The organism is Micromonospora parva (assembly GCF_040649675.1).
Taxonomy (GTDB): Bacteria; Actinomycetota; Actinomycetes; order Mycobacteriales; family Micromonosporaceae; genus Micromonospora; species Micromonospora parva.
On sequence record NZ_JBEZFX010000009.1, the window covers coordinates 262,178 to 276,042 of the forward strand.

The 13,865-nt window shown below is 71.1% G+C and carries 15 protein-coding genes; 8 read left to right on the forward strand and 7 right to left on the reverse strand.

The features are described from left to right. Positions 1-103: 103 nt before the first annotated feature. Positions 104-295 (forward strand): DUF2795 domain-containing protein, encoded by a 192-nt coding sequence (locus tag AB0C03_RS23565; RefSeq protein ID WP_030333097.1) that lies wholly within the window; start codon positions 104-106, stop codon positions 293-295. A gap of 149 nt (positions 296-444) precedes the next feature. Here the strand turns inward: AB0C03_RS23565 and AB0C03_RS23570 are convergent, their stop codons facing one another. Continuing rightward, positions 445-1,344: a Gfo/Idh/MocA family protein gene (locus AB0C03_RS23570; protein ID WP_210866411.1), complete on the reverse strand. Its 900-nt coding sequence runs from the start codon at positions 1,342-1,344 to the stop codon at positions 445-447. Positions 1,345-1,659: 315 nt separating this feature from the next. Here AB0C03_RS23570 and AB0C03_RS23575 point away from each other — a divergent pair, with 315 nt between their 5' ends. The 3 genes from AB0C03_RS23575 to AB0C03_RS23585 all read left to right on the forward strand — a co-directional run bounded on the left by AB0C03_RS23575 (position 1,660) and on the right by AB0C03_RS23585 (position 2,948). After that, complete coding sequence (locus tag AB0C03_RS23575; protein WP_210866412.1) at positions 1,660-2,022, forward strand: cupin domain-containing protein; 363 nt, start codon at positions 1,660-1,662, stop codon at positions 2,020-2,022. Between the two features lie 139 nt (positions 2,023-2,161). Then, positions 2,162-2,539 carry a hypothetical protein gene (locus AB0C03_RS23580; protein ID WP_374224321.1) on the forward strand — a complete coding sequence of 126 codons (378 nt, stop codon included), beginning with the start codon at positions 2,162-2,164 and terminating at the stop codon, positions 2,537-2,539. Continuing rightward, on the forward strand, positions 2,532-2,948 hold the full coding sequence (locus tag AB0C03_RS23585) for a hypothetical protein (RefSeq protein ID WP_210866413.1): 417 nt from the start codon (positions 2,532-2,534) through the stop codon (positions 2,946-2,948). The genes AB0C03_RS23580 and AB0C03_RS23585 overlap by 8 nt, the downstream gene beginning before the upstream one ends. A gap of 52 nt (positions 2,949-3,000) precedes the next feature. Here the strand turns inward: AB0C03_RS23585 and fabG are convergent, their stop codons facing one another. Both fabG and AB0C03_RS23595 read right to left on the reverse strand, forming a co-directional pair. Then, positions 3,001-3,759 carry a 3-oxoacyl-ACP reductase FabG gene (gene fabG, locus AB0C03_RS23590; protein ID WP_210866414.1) on the reverse strand — a complete coding sequence of 253 codons (759 nt, stop codon included), beginning with the start codon at positions 3,757-3,759 and terminating at the stop codon, positions 3,001-3,003. 105 nt (positions 3,760-3,864) lie between these two features. Continuing rightward, a complete protein-coding gene (locus tag AB0C03_RS23595; RefSeq protein WP_210866424.1) occupies positions 3,865-5,517 on the reverse strand; it encodes an alpha-amylase family protein in 1,653 nt (550 codons plus the stop codon). Between the two features lie 57 nt (positions 5,518-5,574). Here AB0C03_RS23595 and AB0C03_RS23600 point away from each other — a divergent pair, with 57 nt between their 5' ends. Next, positions 5,575-6,189, forward strand: coding sequence for a DUF1349 domain-containing protein (locus tag AB0C03_RS23600; RefSeq protein ID WP_210866415.1), 615 nt, complete (start codon positions 5,575-5,577; stop codon positions 6,187-6,189). A 57-nt stretch (positions 6,190-6,246) separates the two neighbouring features. After that, positions 6,247-6,918 (forward strand): DedA family protein, encoded by a 672-nt coding sequence (locus AB0C03_RS23605; RefSeq protein WP_030333084.1) that lies wholly within the window; start codon positions 6,247-6,249, stop codon positions 6,916-6,918. A 50-nt stretch (positions 6,919-6,968) separates the two neighbouring features. Here AB0C03_RS23605 and AB0C03_RS23610 read toward each other — a convergent pair whose 3' ends face one another. From AB0C03_RS23610 to AB0C03_RS23625, 4 genes are all read right to left on the reverse strand, one after another. After that, complete coding sequence (locus AB0C03_RS23610) at positions 6,969-8,384, reverse strand: chitinase (RefSeq protein WP_357638841.1); 1,416 nt, start codon at positions 8,382-8,384, stop codon at positions 6,969-6,971. A 148-nt stretch (positions 8,385-8,532) separates the two neighbouring features. Continuing rightward, a complete protein-coding gene (locus AB0C03_RS23615) occupies positions 8,533-9,942 on the reverse strand; it encodes a carbohydrate-binding protein (RefSeq protein WP_030333081.1) in 1,410 nt (469 codons plus the stop codon). 72 nt (positions 9,943-10,014) lie between these two features. Next, positions 10,015-10,767, reverse strand: coding sequence for a YidC/Oxa1 family membrane protein insertase (locus AB0C03_RS23620; protein ID WP_357638843.1), 753 nt, complete (start codon positions 10,765-10,767; stop codon positions 10,015-10,017). A 102-nt stretch (positions 10,768-10,869) separates the two neighbouring features. Continuing rightward, entirely contained in the window at positions 10,870-11,163 is a 294-nt protein-coding gene (locus AB0C03_RS23625) for a DUF6412 domain-containing protein (protein ID WP_245233654.1), read from the reverse strand. 162 nt (positions 11,164-11,325) lie between these two features. On the opposite strand from AB0C03_RS23625, the gene AB0C03_RS23630 reads away from it, so the two are divergent. Both AB0C03_RS23630 and AB0C03_RS23635 read left to right on the forward strand, forming a co-directional pair. Further along, the gene (locus tag AB0C03_RS23630; protein ID WP_209444569.1) at positions 11,326-12,462 is read left to right on the forward strand and encodes a carboxylate-amine ligase; all 1,137 of its coding nucleotides are present in this window, start codon (positions 11,326-11,328) and stop codon (positions 12,460-12,462) included. Between the two features lie 23 nt (positions 12,463-12,485). Continuing rightward, on the forward strand, positions 12,486-13,865 hold the full coding sequence (locus AB0C03_RS23635; protein ID WP_030333073.1) for an FAD-dependent oxidoreductase: 1,380 nt from the start codon (positions 12,486-12,488) through the stop codon (positions 13,863-13,865).

Genomic DNA, 13,865 nt, shown 5'->3' on the forward strand with positions numbered 1-13,865 from the left:
CGGCAAACCGTGGGCGCGTCGCGGGCCGACACGCCGGCCGCCGGGCCGTGGTGGGTGCCAACCACACCGGTGTACGACCATCGCGATCGGGTAGCCGGCCGACATGACCGTCACCGGCGTGCAGTTGCAGGAGTACCTGGCCGGGCTCGACTACCCGGTCTCGCGGGAGGACCTGATCCGCTGGGGTCAGGAGAACGGCGCCAGCACGGCCCTGCTGCAGATGCTGCAGGCGCTGCCCCCAGAGCAGTTCAACTCCCCCGACGAACTGAACGCCGCCCTACCCACCCCCACCTAACCCCCCATCCACCCACCGACCTCCCACCCCACCGACCTCGGTGATCAAGAGGTTTGCGTCATGCCGTACCGCGTGTCGTGACGCAAACCTCTTGATCAACAGGGGTGGGGCAAGGGCAGGGCAAGGGCGGGGTTCGGGTTCGGGTTCGGTTAGGGGATCTGGATGGTGCGGGATTCGGTGCGGGCGGTTTCGGCGGCGGCGAGGATGGTCACGACCTCGCGGCCGAAGCGGACGTCGCAGCGGTGGTCCCGGGTGCCGGCGCGCACCTGTTCAATCAGTTGGTCGATGGCGACGCCGAACGCGGTGGCGGGGTCGTTCTCCCCGGACGGGACGTTCTCGATGCCGTTCTCGCCGTAGAACACGAACTCCCGGGCCATCGACTCGGTCGGGGCATCCAGCGAGAGCGAGGCGCTGCTGGTGGCACCGCCCTCGTGGGTGAGCAGCAGGTGCACCATCCCGCTCGGTCCGTTCATCGCCGCCACCTGCGTCACCCGACCCAGCACCGGCAGGAGGATCGACAGGGCGTGCGGGGCGATGTCCCAGAGCGCTCCGTGCTCCCGACGCCACAACGAGCCGCCGTACGGGCTGCCGTCCTGGAAGATCGAGGCGAATGCGGTGGTCCGACCGTGCTGCCAGCCCCCGGCGGCGGCGGTGGCGGCGAGGAACGCTGTCACGTTCGGCTGGAACCGCTGGGTGAAGAAGACGACCGAGGCGACCCCGGACTCCTCGGCGGCGGCCACGACACGGTCGGCGTCGGCCACGCTGAGCGCCAGCGGCTTGTCCAGCAGCAGGTGCCGGCCGGCGCGGGCCGCCCGGACCGCGATGTCGGCCTGGATGTCGGGCGGCAGGGCGACGGCGATCGCCTCGCACTGCTCGATCAGCGCGTCGACGTCGGCGTAGGCGGGCACCCCGTACCGTTCGGCCAGCGCGGAGGCCCGCTCCGGGTTGCGACCCCACACCCCGACCAACTCCGCGTCGGGATGGGCGTGCAGTGCCTTCCCGTGCGTCTCGATCGCCCAGTGACCGGTGCCGAACAAACCGAACCGCACGTGTACCTCCGCTGTTTCCCCGCACCGCGGCAACGCCACGGACGTGATCCACGCTAGTCGCCCCGGCGGCCATGCCGGCGGCGGGTTCGACCAATCGAAGCAGCCCACCTTCGTTTCGGGGACGCCGTCGCGCCAACCGCCGGCTGACGGCAGACGCCGGTGCACCGACAACGCCGGTGGCCTGACGGCACCGTCCGCGCGATCCCGGACGCCCCCGCCCGCGCGCTCCCGGACGACACCGTCCGCGCGCTCTCGCCGACGTCAGGTCCGATTGCCGCCAGACACCCCGGGGGGTGGCGCGGCAGTGTCGACGACATGCCAACGACGAATCCAGCGGCGACCAGCGGCGCCGTGACGTTTGCCCACTGGTACGACTTCGCCGAGGGCGGCCCCGTGCACCGCGCGCTGCTGCCGTTCCCGTCGACGGCGCCCGCGCCGTTCGAGGTCGCGCGCTGGTCGGTGGCCCCGAACACGTCCAACGACCTCGATGTCCATCGGTCCCGCGAGGTGTGGATCATCGTGTCCGGAACCGGGACGTTGACGTTCGCCGACCAGACGGCGGTGCTGCGGGCCGGGGACGTCACGGCGTTCGAGAGCAGGGTGCCGCACCAGATTCGCAACGACGGACCGGACCCGCTCGTCGCCGTCTCCGTCTACTGGCTGCCGGCCGGCGACTGACGCCCACCGGAAGGCGGGGGAACACGAACCGGGAAGACGCCTCGACGGGCCCTCGTCACACGCGGAGAGGCAGAGCACCCGCTTACTACGACGGTTAGTAGGCTGTGCCGGTGACCGAGGCAACGACCGGGTGGATCCGGTGAATTCGCCGGTGGACGGGCTCGTCGCGACCGTACCGATCGTGCTGTCGCTGCTCGTCGCGGTGTGGGCGCTGGTGGCGGCGGTACGCCACCGGCCGCCGGACCGGGTGCAGTTCGTCGGTCTGGCCGTACTCGAAGTGGCGTTGCTGGTGTTGACAGTGCTGGCGCTCGTCGCGGTCGGTGGCGGGGAGCGGCCCGGCGAGCCCGGCGCCTTCTTCGGCTACCTGGTCACGCTGGTGTGCCTGCCGCCACTGGCCTGGGTGCTGGCCCGGATGGAACCGACCCGCTGGGGCTCGGCGATCGTGTGTGCGGTCTGCCTGGTGGCCCCGGTGGTGGTGGTCCGGTTGCAGCAGACCTGGGAGGTGCTCGGTGGTTGAGACGGAGCAGGCCCCCCGGCGTACGAACTCCGGCCCGGGTCGGCTGTTGATCGCGGTCTACCTGCTCTTCGCGATCGCGGCGACGAGTCGGGCCGGCCTGCAGATCGCCACCAAGTTCGACGAGGCCCCGGTGGCGTACCTGCTCTCCGGGGTGGCCGCGCTCATCTACATCGTGGCGGCGATGGGATTGGCCCGCGCCGGGCACGCCGGCCGGCGGGTCGCGCTGGCATGCTGCTCCGTGGAACTGGTCGGGGTGGTCGCGGTCGGCATTCTGAGCCTGGTCGACAGGGAGCTGTTCCCGGACGAGACGGTCTGGTCGGGGTTCGGCAGCGGGTACGGCTACATCCCGCTGGTGCTGCCGGTGCTCGGCCTGCTCTGGCTCTGGCGCACCCGCCGCGCGCCGGCCTGACCCGGCGACGAGGGCGTCCCGCCGAGCGGAGCGCCCTCGTCGGCAGCGCGGGTCAGTCCCGGGGGCCGCCCGCGACGTAGATGACCTGACCGGAGACGAAGCCGGCACCCTCGCTCGCCAGGAACGAGATGGTGTGCGCGACGTCCTCCGGCCGACCCGGGCGACGGACCGGGATCTCGGCGGCGGCGTGCTTCTGGAAGTCGTCGAAGTCGACCTTCATCCGGGCGGCGGTGGCGGCGGTCATGTCGGTGACGATGAAACCGGGTGCTACCGCGTTCACTGTCACCCCGAACGGACCCAGTTCGATGGCGAGCGTCTTGGTGAAGCCCTGCAGACCCGCCTTGGCGGCGGCGTAGTTCGCCTGGCCCCGGTTGCCCAGCGCGGAGGTGCTGGAGAGGTTGACGATCCGCCCCCACCTGCGGTCCACCATGTGCTTCTGGGCGGCCTGGCTGAACAGGAACGCGCCGCGCAGGTGCACTCCCATCACCGTGTCCCAGTCGGCGTTGGTCATCTTGAACAGCAGGTTGTCGCGCAGCACTCCGGCGTTGTTGACCAGCACGGTGGGCGCGCCCAGCTCGGCGGCGATCCGGGCCACCGCCGCCTCGACCTGGTCGCGGTCGGAGACGTCGGCGCCCACCCCGAGCGCCCGGCCGCCGGCGGCGGCGATGGCGTCCACCGTCTCCTTGGTGGCGGCCTCCTCGATGTCGACCACGGCGACGGCCATTCCGTCGGCGGCCAGCCGCCGGGCGGTGGCCGCGCCGATGCCGCGTGCGGCTCCGGTGACGATGGCGACGCGGGGCTCCTCCGACATGATTACCTCCCGGTAACGTGGGGTCGATCGAAGGAGCTTAACCTTCCACTGCTAGTTATCGGTGACGACCATGGCCGGATCCACGACACACCGGATCGCCGTGCCTCAGAAGCCCCGGCCCCGGCAGAGCCGGATCCACCGGTATCCGTGGCCGGAGACCTTCACCGCGCCGAGCTTGCCCAGCTCGCCGTAGCCACGGTCGGCGAGCACGTCGGTCGGCTGGTCCGCCTCCGGCTCGAGACTGCTGAGGTCGACCTCCACGTCGTCGGTGCCCAGGTTGTGCACGAAGACCATCGTGCCCGTCGACCCGTCGGCCCGGTGCGCGAGCACTCCGGGCGGCATCGCCACGTCGATGTGGGTCGTCGAGCCGGAGCCGATCTCCGGAGCCTCCCGCAGCGTACGGATCATGCGCTCGAACCAGCCGAGCAGCGACTTCGGGTCGCCCCGCTGGGCGGTGACGTTGACGTTCTGGTAGCCGAACTCACCCTTGTCGATCACCGGACGGACCAGCTTCTCCGGGTCCGCCGTGGAGAAGCCGGCATTCGGCTGGAACGACCACTGCATCGGGGTACGGATCGCCTCCCGACCGGGCAGCGACAGGTCCTCGCCCATCCCGATCTCCTCGCCGTAGCGCAGCACCGGCGTGCCGCGCATCGAGAACTGCAGGGCGTACGCCAGCTCGATGCGCCGCCGGTCGTTACCGAGCATCGGGGCGAACCGGCGACGGATGCCCCGGTCGTAGATGCGCATGTTCTCGTCCGGGCCGAACTGCGCGTACACCTGGTTGCGTTGTTCGGTGGTGAGCCGGGACAGGTCGATCTCGTCGTGGTTACGCAGGAAGGTGGCCCACTGCCCGCCGACCGGCAACTTCGGGGTGTCGCGCAACGCCTCGATCAGCGACTCCGGGTCCTGCCGGGCGAGGGCGAGCATGAGTCGGCCGTTGAGCATGAAGTCGAAGAGCATGTGGATCCGGTTGCCGGAGCCGCTGGCGTCGCCGAAGAACGTCGGTAGCTGGTCCGGCTCGACGTTCGCCTCGGCCAGCAGGACGGCGTCACCGCGACGCCACTGGACGTGCTGGCGCAGCTCGGTGAGGAACTCGAAGTCCTTCGGTGAGTTCGCGTTGCCGGGCTCGGTCAGCTCGATGATGAACGGCACCGCGTCCATTCGGAAGCCGGAGACACCGAGCTGGAGCCAGAACGACATGATCTTCTTGACCTCGGCCCGGACCTGCGGGTTGGCGAAGTTGAGGTCGGGCTGGAACTTGTAGAACCGGTGGTAGAACCACGCCTTGGCGGTGCGGTCGTAGCTCCAGGTCTCCTTCTGCTCGCCGGGGAAGACCATGCCCTGGTGCCGGTCGTCCGGTTCGGTGTCGGACCAGACGAACCAGTCCCGGTACGGCGAGTCCGGCGACGAGCGGGCGGACTGGAACCACGGGTGCTCGTCGGAGGTGTGGTTGACCACCAGATCGATGATCACCCGGATGCCCCGGTTCTGCGCCTGGTGCAGCAGCTCGGCGAAGTCGCCGAGGGTGCCGAAGCGCGGGTCCACGTTGTAGAAGTCGGTGACGTCGTAGCCGTCGTCGCGGTTCGGTGACGGGTGGATCGGGTGCAACCACAGGCAGGTGACCCCGAGCCGGGCCAGGTAATCCAGCCTCCCGATCAACCCACGGATGTCACCGACCCCGTCGCCGTCCGAGTCGGCGTACGTGTCGATGTCGAGGCAGTAGACGACGGCTTCGGAATACCAACGGTCACCCATGCCGGAGAAACATCTCCGATCGATCACCGCGGCAAACCCTTGGTTATCGTGCCTGTCATGGGAAACGACCTGGTACCGCCGAGCGAACCGTTGGACTGGTCCCGGGGTGCCTGGCTGCACCCGCCGGTACGCGTCGAGGAGGGCCCGGCCGGTGAGCTGCTCGTCGAGCCGGCGGCGGACAGCGACTTCTGGCGCAGGACCAGCTACGGCTTCGTCCACGACAACGGACCGGCCCTGCTGGCACCGCTGCCGGTGGACACCGCCATGGAGGTGAGCTTCCGGCTCGACTTCTCGGCGCAGTTCGACCAGGCCGGTGCGTTCGTCCGCGTTGACGAGCGCACCTGGACCAAGGCCGGCGTCGAGATCAGCGACGGGGAGGTGCAGCTCGGCGCGGTGGTGACCAGGGAGTTCTCCGACTGGTCGGTGGGGCCGGTGCCGGAGTGGGCGGGTCGGGAGGTGACCGTCCGGGTCAGCCGGGCCGGCGACGCGCTAACCGTCCGCGCCCGGGTCGACGACGAGCCGTGGCGACTGGTCCGGCTCGTCCCGCTGGATCCGGCGGCGGACGCGGTGGCCGGGCCCTTCTGCTGCGCCCCGTCGCGCGCCGGGCTGACAGTGGTGTTCACCGGCTGGCGGCAGGGGCCGGCGGACACCGCCCTGCACCCCGAGGTGTAACGACCGCTCCGGTGGGTATGACCGTACGATCCCGAGCACCGACGCGGAAGGACGACAATGGCGTACGCCCAGGCTGGCGACCCGTCCGAGTTCACCGGGTTGACCGGCTGGGTGGCTTCGGTGATCGAGGCGATGGGCCCGGTCGGCGTGGCGCTGCTGGTGGCGTTGGAGAGCATCGTCCCGCCGATCCCCAGCGAGGTCGTGCTGGCGCTCGCCGGTTTCCTGGCGCACGAGGGTCAGTTCAACGTCGTGGTGGTGGTGCTGGCCGCGACGGTCGGCTCGCTGGTCGGCGCGTTGGTGCTCTACTGGCTGGGCGCGGCGCTCGGCGAGGATCGACTCAAGCGCTGGTTGGACCGCATCCCGTTGGTGGACAGCGACGACCTGGAGCGGGCCGACAGGTGGTTCGAGCGGCACGGTCGGTGGGCGGTGCTGATCGGCCGGGTGGTGCCGGTGGTCCGCAGCCTGGTCTCCGTGCCGGCCGGGGCCAACCGGATGCCGCTGGGCGAATTCATCCTGCTCACCACCATCGGCAGCGGGGTGTGGAACGGTCTCATCGTGGGCGCCGGTTACGCGCTCGGGAGCCGCTGGCAGGACGTCGCGCGCTACAGCGACTGGTTCAACTACGCGATCGGCGCCGTCTTCGTCGTCATGGTGGTCAGTTGGGTGATCCGTAAGGTCCGCAAGCGTCGGGAGCGCGGCGACCGGCGGTCGGTGACCGCCGGCCGCTGATCCGAGCTACCGGTTACCGCTGACTTGTGAACAAGCGTCAGCCTGGGCTGTCAGGGCAGAGTGTCCAGGTGTGGGCCCACCGTGTTGGCGAAGCCGTTGCCGTTGCTGACGTCCCAGTTCACCGACCAGGTCATCGCGCCCCGGATGCCGGGGTAGGTGCGCGGCGGGCGGAAGCTGCCGCAGTTGGTGCCCCGGGCCAGGCAGTCCAGGGCGGCGTTGACGACGCTGGGCGCGACGATGCCGCCGCCGGCGGCACCCGCTCCGGCCGGCAGGCCGAGGCCGACCTGGTCGGGGCGGAGCCCGGCCTCCAACTGGATGCAGGCCAGCGCGACGATGAAGTTGACAGTGCCCTGGCCGTACGCGGCGTTCTGGTCGCAGCCGAGCATCGCCCCGGAGTTGTAGAACTGGGTGTTGACGACGGTGAGGATGTCCTTGATGTCGAGCGCCAGCTTGAAGTAGCCGCCGGCCGGGTTCTGCATGTCGATGGTCTGCGGGGCCATCGCGATGATCAAGCTCGACCCGACCTTGGCTCGCAGCGCGCGCAGCGCCTGCGCCATGTACGTCGGGTTGAGGCCGTTCTCCAGGTCGATGTCGATCCCGTCGAAGCCGTACCGGGCGATCAGCGCAGCGGCCGTGTCGGCGAACACGGTGGCTGACGCGGCGTCGTTCACGGTGACCCGGCCGGTCTCACCGCCGACCGAGAGGATCACCCGCTTGCCCCGGCTGTGCAGGGTGCGGACGTCGTTGGTGAAGTCCGCGTCGGTGTAGCCGCCGAGCGACGCGGCGAGCCCGGGGTCGATGCCGAAGGTGAGCGCGCCGGGTGTCGACGTGGCCTCGGCGAAGGCGACGGCCACCAGGTCGTACTCGGCGGGCACGTCGCGCAGCCGCAGCTCGACGGCCGGGTTGTCGAAGTTGTGCCAGTAGCCGGTGAGCAGGTGCTTGGGCAGGTCACCGGTGGGCGGGTCGGTCGGCGGCGGGGTCGTCGGAGGCGGCGTGGTGGGCGGTGGGGTGGTGGGCGGCGGCGTGGTGGGCGGCGGCGTGGTGGGCGGCGGCGTGGTGGGCGGGGTGCCGCCGCCGCAGGCCGCGCCGTTGAGCTGGCAGCCGCTCGGCGAGCCGGAGCCGCTGGCCAGGAAACCGAAGGAGACCGAGGCACCCGGGGCGATGACGCCGTTCCAGGACCGGTTGGTGAAGGTGTGCCGCTGGCCCGCGGAGGTGAGCAACGCGTCCCAGTAGCTGCCGAGTGTGGTGCCGGACGGCAGGTCGAAGGTGAGGCTCCAGCCGTTGATGGTCGAGCCGCCGCCGTTGGTGATGGTGTACTTCCCCTCCCAACCGGAGCCCCAGTCGGCGGTCTTGACGAAGCTGGCGGTGACTCCGGCGGCGTACGCGGGCAGCGCCACCCAGGCCGCGCCGAGTGCCGCCACCAGGGTGGCGACGAGGGACAGGACAAGGGTTCTGGAGCGTTTCATGCGACCCTCCGGGCCCGGGCAGGCATTTATGGACGTCAACGTTGGCGCTAATTATTAAGACAGTTAACTGTTTCTGTCCAGGGGTCGACACGGATGCGCGGGCCGCCCGTCGCGTGACCATCGCGACGGGCGGCCCGGGACACCCCGGTCAGCGGCGGAAGGTGAACCAGTTGACGTTGACGAAGTCGTTCGGCTGGCCACTGGTGAAGGTCAGGTACACGGAGTGCCGACCGGTCACTGCTCCCACGTTGCCGGGCACCGAGCGCCAGCTCTGCCAGCCGCCGGTGTTGCCGATCGCGAAGCTGCCGATCGGCGTGGCAGTCGGGCTGTCCAGCCGTACCTCCACCAGGCCACTCACCCCGCTGCCCGCGCCGGAGGCCACCCGCGCCACGAAGTCCCGCGCCGAGGTGGAGCCGAACTCGACGTTGTCGTAGCGAACCCAGTCCCCGTTACGCAGCGCCCCGATGTTCTGCCCGCCTTCGGAGCACGCCTCCACGATCACGCCGTTCTGCGCATTGAACGACTCGGCCTGGATCTGCGCGTACGCGTCCCTCGTGCCGCCGGGTGGCGGCGTGGTGGGCGGCGGGGTGCTGCCGCCGCCGCGCTGGTACACCGCCACGTAGTCGACGAGCATCGGCCGCCCTGGGACGGTGGCAGGGGTCGGCGTGCCGCTGCCGGCCACGCCGTTCGGGAAGGCCCCACCCATCGCGACGTTGAGCAGCAGGAAGTAGCCCGCGTGCGAGGTCATCTGCGACCAGGCGGACGCACCGACCTGGCTGGACGTGACGGTGTGGTAGAGCTGCCCGTCGACGTACCAGCGCAGTTGTTGCGGGCTGATCGAGGCGTCCCACTCGAACCGATAGGTGTGGAACGCGGACTGGCAGCTCGCGCCCGGGCAGGCCCGGGACGCGCCGAGGCCGTTGGACTCGTTGCACGGCCCGCCCGGTGCGACGCCGCAGTGCAGCACGCCCCAGACCGAGTTGATGCCGTTGACGTTCTCCATCACGTCGAACTCACCGATGCCCGGCCAGTTCTGGTAGTTGCCCCGGTAGGGCGCGCCGAGCGCCCAGAACGCCGGCCAGTAGCCCGCAGCTGCGGCACCGGTGACGTTCGGCATCTGGATTCGGCCCTCGATGGCCAGCACGCCGCCGGCCGGGGCCTTGAAGTCGCTGCGCACGGTCTCGATCCGGGCGGAGGTCCAGCCGCCACCGCTGTCGCGCAGCGGCGTGATCCGCAGGTTGCCGCCACCGTCGTGGCTGACGTTGGCGGTGCTGGCGGTGTAGTTCTGGATCTCGCCGGTGCCCCAGTTGCCCGGGCCACCGGGATAGCTGTGACCGGTGTCGATGATCCAGTTGGCGGACGACGGCAGGCTGCCGGCCGCGCCGGTGAAGTCGTCGCTCCAGACCGTGCTCCAGCCGGCCGGGGGTGGCGGCACGGCCGCCTGCGCGGTGACGGTGGCGGCGGCCAGGACGGTGGTGGTGGCGACGAGCAGGACGGAGGCCAGCCGCAGCCGACGCCGGACGAGTGGGGCGGCGGGGGCCGCTGAGGGAGGTGGCATGGACGTGCCTCTCTGCGGGGGACGGATCGAGAGAGCGCTCTCTCAGAGTTGTACGTCCCGTCCACACAGTTGTCAACGTCGATCTATGTCGGCAGTCGGAGTTGCCTGCGGGCGGCGGAGCACCGCCTGCTCGATGGCCGACCAGACGCTGGTGGTCACCAGGTAGATCACCGCGGCGAGCGGCAGCACCAGCGCCACCAGCACCGTCGTGAACGGCAGCAGGGGCAGCAACCGGCCGAGCGCGGCCGCACCCGGCCCCTCGGTCGGCGTACCGGCCACCGTGCCCACCGCCGCCGACGCCCGGCGGGCCCGCCGCGACGACCACCAGGCCACCGCCAGCAACACCACGAGCAGTACGCCGAACAGCGGCCCGGCCGCCCCGGTCAGCCCGTCGCTGAGATGGTGACCCAGCCGCACCCCGGCAAACCGCTCGTCCAGCAACCCGGTGCCACCCTCGCTGGTGCTGAACAACCGGTACAACACCAGCAGGAACGGCGCCTGGAGGAGCAACGGCAGGCAGCCGGCGATCGGGTTCGCGCCGGCCTCGCGGTACAACGTGAACACCTCGCGCTGAAGCGTCGCCGGGTCGTCGGCGTACCGCTGCTGAAGGTCGCGCACCTGCGGGGCGAGCGCCGCGCGACGCCGCTCGCCGCGGACCTGCGCGACGGTCAGCGGCGAGATCAGCAGCCGGACGGCGATGGTGAAGAGCACGATGGCGGCGGCGGTCGCCGCGCCGCCGGCCAACGGTTCTAGCAGCTCGGTGAGCCGGGACAGCGCGCTGCCGGCAGCGCCGACAACGTCGTGCAGTGGTGCGAAGGCAAGCATGGGAAACCCCTCGGTCCGATTCCGGTGAGGCCCTCCCCCGGGCGGCGTCCGCTCAGCGAGGGGGGCCGGTGACGGCGGGATCGGCCGCGCGGCGGCGGGGCGCTACGCGGCCGAGGGGTGCCCCGGAGCACGGGGACGAGGGCGACCGGCGGCGTCCGGGTCGATCTGGCGGGGCATTCGGCGACTTCGGGAGCGGGCCCGCAGACCAGCCCACCGTGGCCCGGCACCGGACGCGCCCGCCCGGTCCCGCACCCGGGCCGCCAGCACCACCGCGAGCAGCACCAGGGCGGTCAACGCGGCACCGGCGAGCAGGTCGGCCGGGCGGCCCGCGAGCAGGGTGAGCTGGGCGAACGCGGACATCCACGCGACCCCGACAAAGCCCAGCAGCACCGGCACGGGCTCAGCATAGGACCCGCTGTCACGTCGCCCAGCCGAATCCGGCGGCCCGACCCCAGTACGACGTGTCGCCGCCACGTTTCCCGGCATCGCCACGTTGGGTAACCAACGGCGGACCGACGCGGACGGACCGCGAACGGTGGAAACGGACGGGTGATGTCGATGACCGGTCAGGTGGCCGAGGTGCCCAGCGACATGGCTGCGGCGACCGGATTGCTCACCGTGGGTGTCGAGGAGGAGTTCCTGCTCGTCGACCCGCACACCGGGGCTGCGGTTCCGGCCGTGGACCTGGTCATGGAGCAGGTTCCGGCCGAACTCCGCGGGCAGGTGGAGCGGGAGTTCCAGACCAGTCAGATCGAGATCGGCAGCCCGCCCGGTCTGGAGCTCTCGTCGATCCGGCACTCCCTGGGCGTCCTGCGTCGGGCGCTCTCCGACGCCGCCGAACGGGCCGGCGTACGCCTGCTCGCCATCGGCACCGGCCCGGTGGACGGCCCGGTGCCACCGGTGGTGGACAAGCCCCGCTTCGACCGGATGATCGAGCGGTTCCGGCTGCTCGTTCCCGGCCCCGGCAACAACGGGATGCACGTGCACGTGGGGGTGCCCGACCCGGACACCGGCGTGCAGGTGCTCAACCACGTCCGGCCGTGGCTGCCGATGCTGCAGGCGGTGACCACCAACTCGCCGTTCGCCCGGGGCGAGGACACCGGCTACGCCAGTTGGCGCTCGGTGGAGTGGGAGCGCTGGCCGTCGGTGGCGCCGACGCCGTTCCTGGAGTCGCATGAGCACTACCAGCGGCTGATCCGCCAGTTGATCTCCACCGGGGTGATGCTGGACGAGGGGATGCTCTACTGGTACGCCCGGCTGTCGGCGAAGTACCCGACGGTGGAGCTGCGCATCGGCGACGTCTGCCCGTCGGTGGACGACGCGGTGCTGGTCGCCGCCCTGGTCCGGGCGCTGGTGGCCACCGCGATGGCGGATGTCGAGGCCGGCCGCCCGGCGTTGCGGACCGACCACCACCTGCTGGTCGGCGCGCACTGGCGGGCCGCCCACGACGGCCTCGAGGGTGAGGGCGTCGACGTCACCACGGGCGAGCTGGCCCCGGCCTGGGAGCTGCTGGACCGGTTCGTCGAGCGGATGCGGCCGGCGCTGGAGGAGCACGGCGACTGGGCCGAGGTGACCGACCTGCTGGCTGGGCTGCGCCGGCACGGCAGCGGCGCGGCACGGCAGCGCGCCGTGTTCGAGCGCACCGGCCAACTCACCGACGTGGTGCAGGACGTCGCGCGGCAGACCCGCGGCTGATCGTCGCGTGACAGGATGAACTCGTGGCCCAACGGCTGATCGTCATCGGCGGGGACGCCGCCGGAATGTCGGCGGCGTCCCAGGCCCGACGCCGCCGTGGTCGCGACGACCTGGAGATCGTGGTCTTCGAGCGCGGCCACTTCACCTCCTACTCGGCGTGCGGCATCCCGTACTGGATCAGCGGGCTGGTGCCCGACCCCGAGGCGCTGATCGCCCGCGATCCGGAGGTCTTCCGCCGGGAGCACGCGATGGACGTCCGCATGCGCCACGAGGTCACGACCATCGACCTGGAGCGCCGCGAGGTGGTGGCCCAGAACCTGGAGGACGGCGGCGAGGTCCGTGAACGCTTCGACGACCTGATGTACGCCACCGGCGCGGTGCCGGTGAAGCCACCGTGGGCGGTCACCGACGCGCACGGGGTGTTCGGCATGCAGACCCTCGACGACGGGGCGGCGCTGCGCGACTGGCTCGACGCCGACCCTCAGCCGCGCCGGGCGGTGGTGATCGGCGGCGGATACATCGGCGTCGAGATCGCCGAGGCCATGATCCAACGCGGCCTCTCGGTGACCCTGGTGGAGGCGGGCGAGCAGCCCATGTCGACGGTGGACAGCGACATGGGCGAGCTGGTCGCCGACGCGATGCGCGGCCTCGGCATCACGATCCGGGGCAGCCTGCCGGTGACCGGCCTGGAGGAGCACAACGGCCGGGTGTCCGCCGTGGTCACCGAAGAGGGGTCGATCCCGGCCGACGTCGTCGTCCTGGGTCTCGGCGTACGCCCCAACACCGCGCTCGCCGAGGCGGCCGGGCTGCCTCTCGGGCCGACCGGAGCGATCCGGGTCGACCGCCGGATGCGGGTGCCCGGGCTCCCCGGGATCTGGGCGGCCGGCGACTGCGTGGAGACCCTGCACCGGGTCAGCGGGCTGCCGGTGCACGTGCCGCTCGGCACGCACGCCAACAAGCAGGGCCGGGTCGCCGGGATCAACATCGGCGGCGAGTACGCCACCTTCACGGGCGTGATCGGCACGGCGGTGACCAAGGTCTGCGACCTGGAGGTCGGTCGGACGGGTCTGCGCGAACGCGACGCCAAGGCTGCCGGCTTCGAGTTCGTCTCGGTGATCGCCGAGTCGACCAATCGGGCCGGCTACTACCCCGGTTCCCGGCCGATGACGGTCAAGCTGATCGCCGAGCGTCCCAGCGGCCGGTTGCTCGGCGCGCAGATCGTCGGTTGGTCCGAGGCGGCCAAACGGATCGACACGCTGGCCGTGGCGCTGTGGAACGGCATGACGGTGGACGATATGACGCAGCTGGACCTGGGCTACGCTCCGCCGTACGCGCCGGTGTGGGATCCGGTGCTCATCGCCGCCCGAAAAGCGGTCGACGCGCTCGCCGCGCTCGACCGTTGA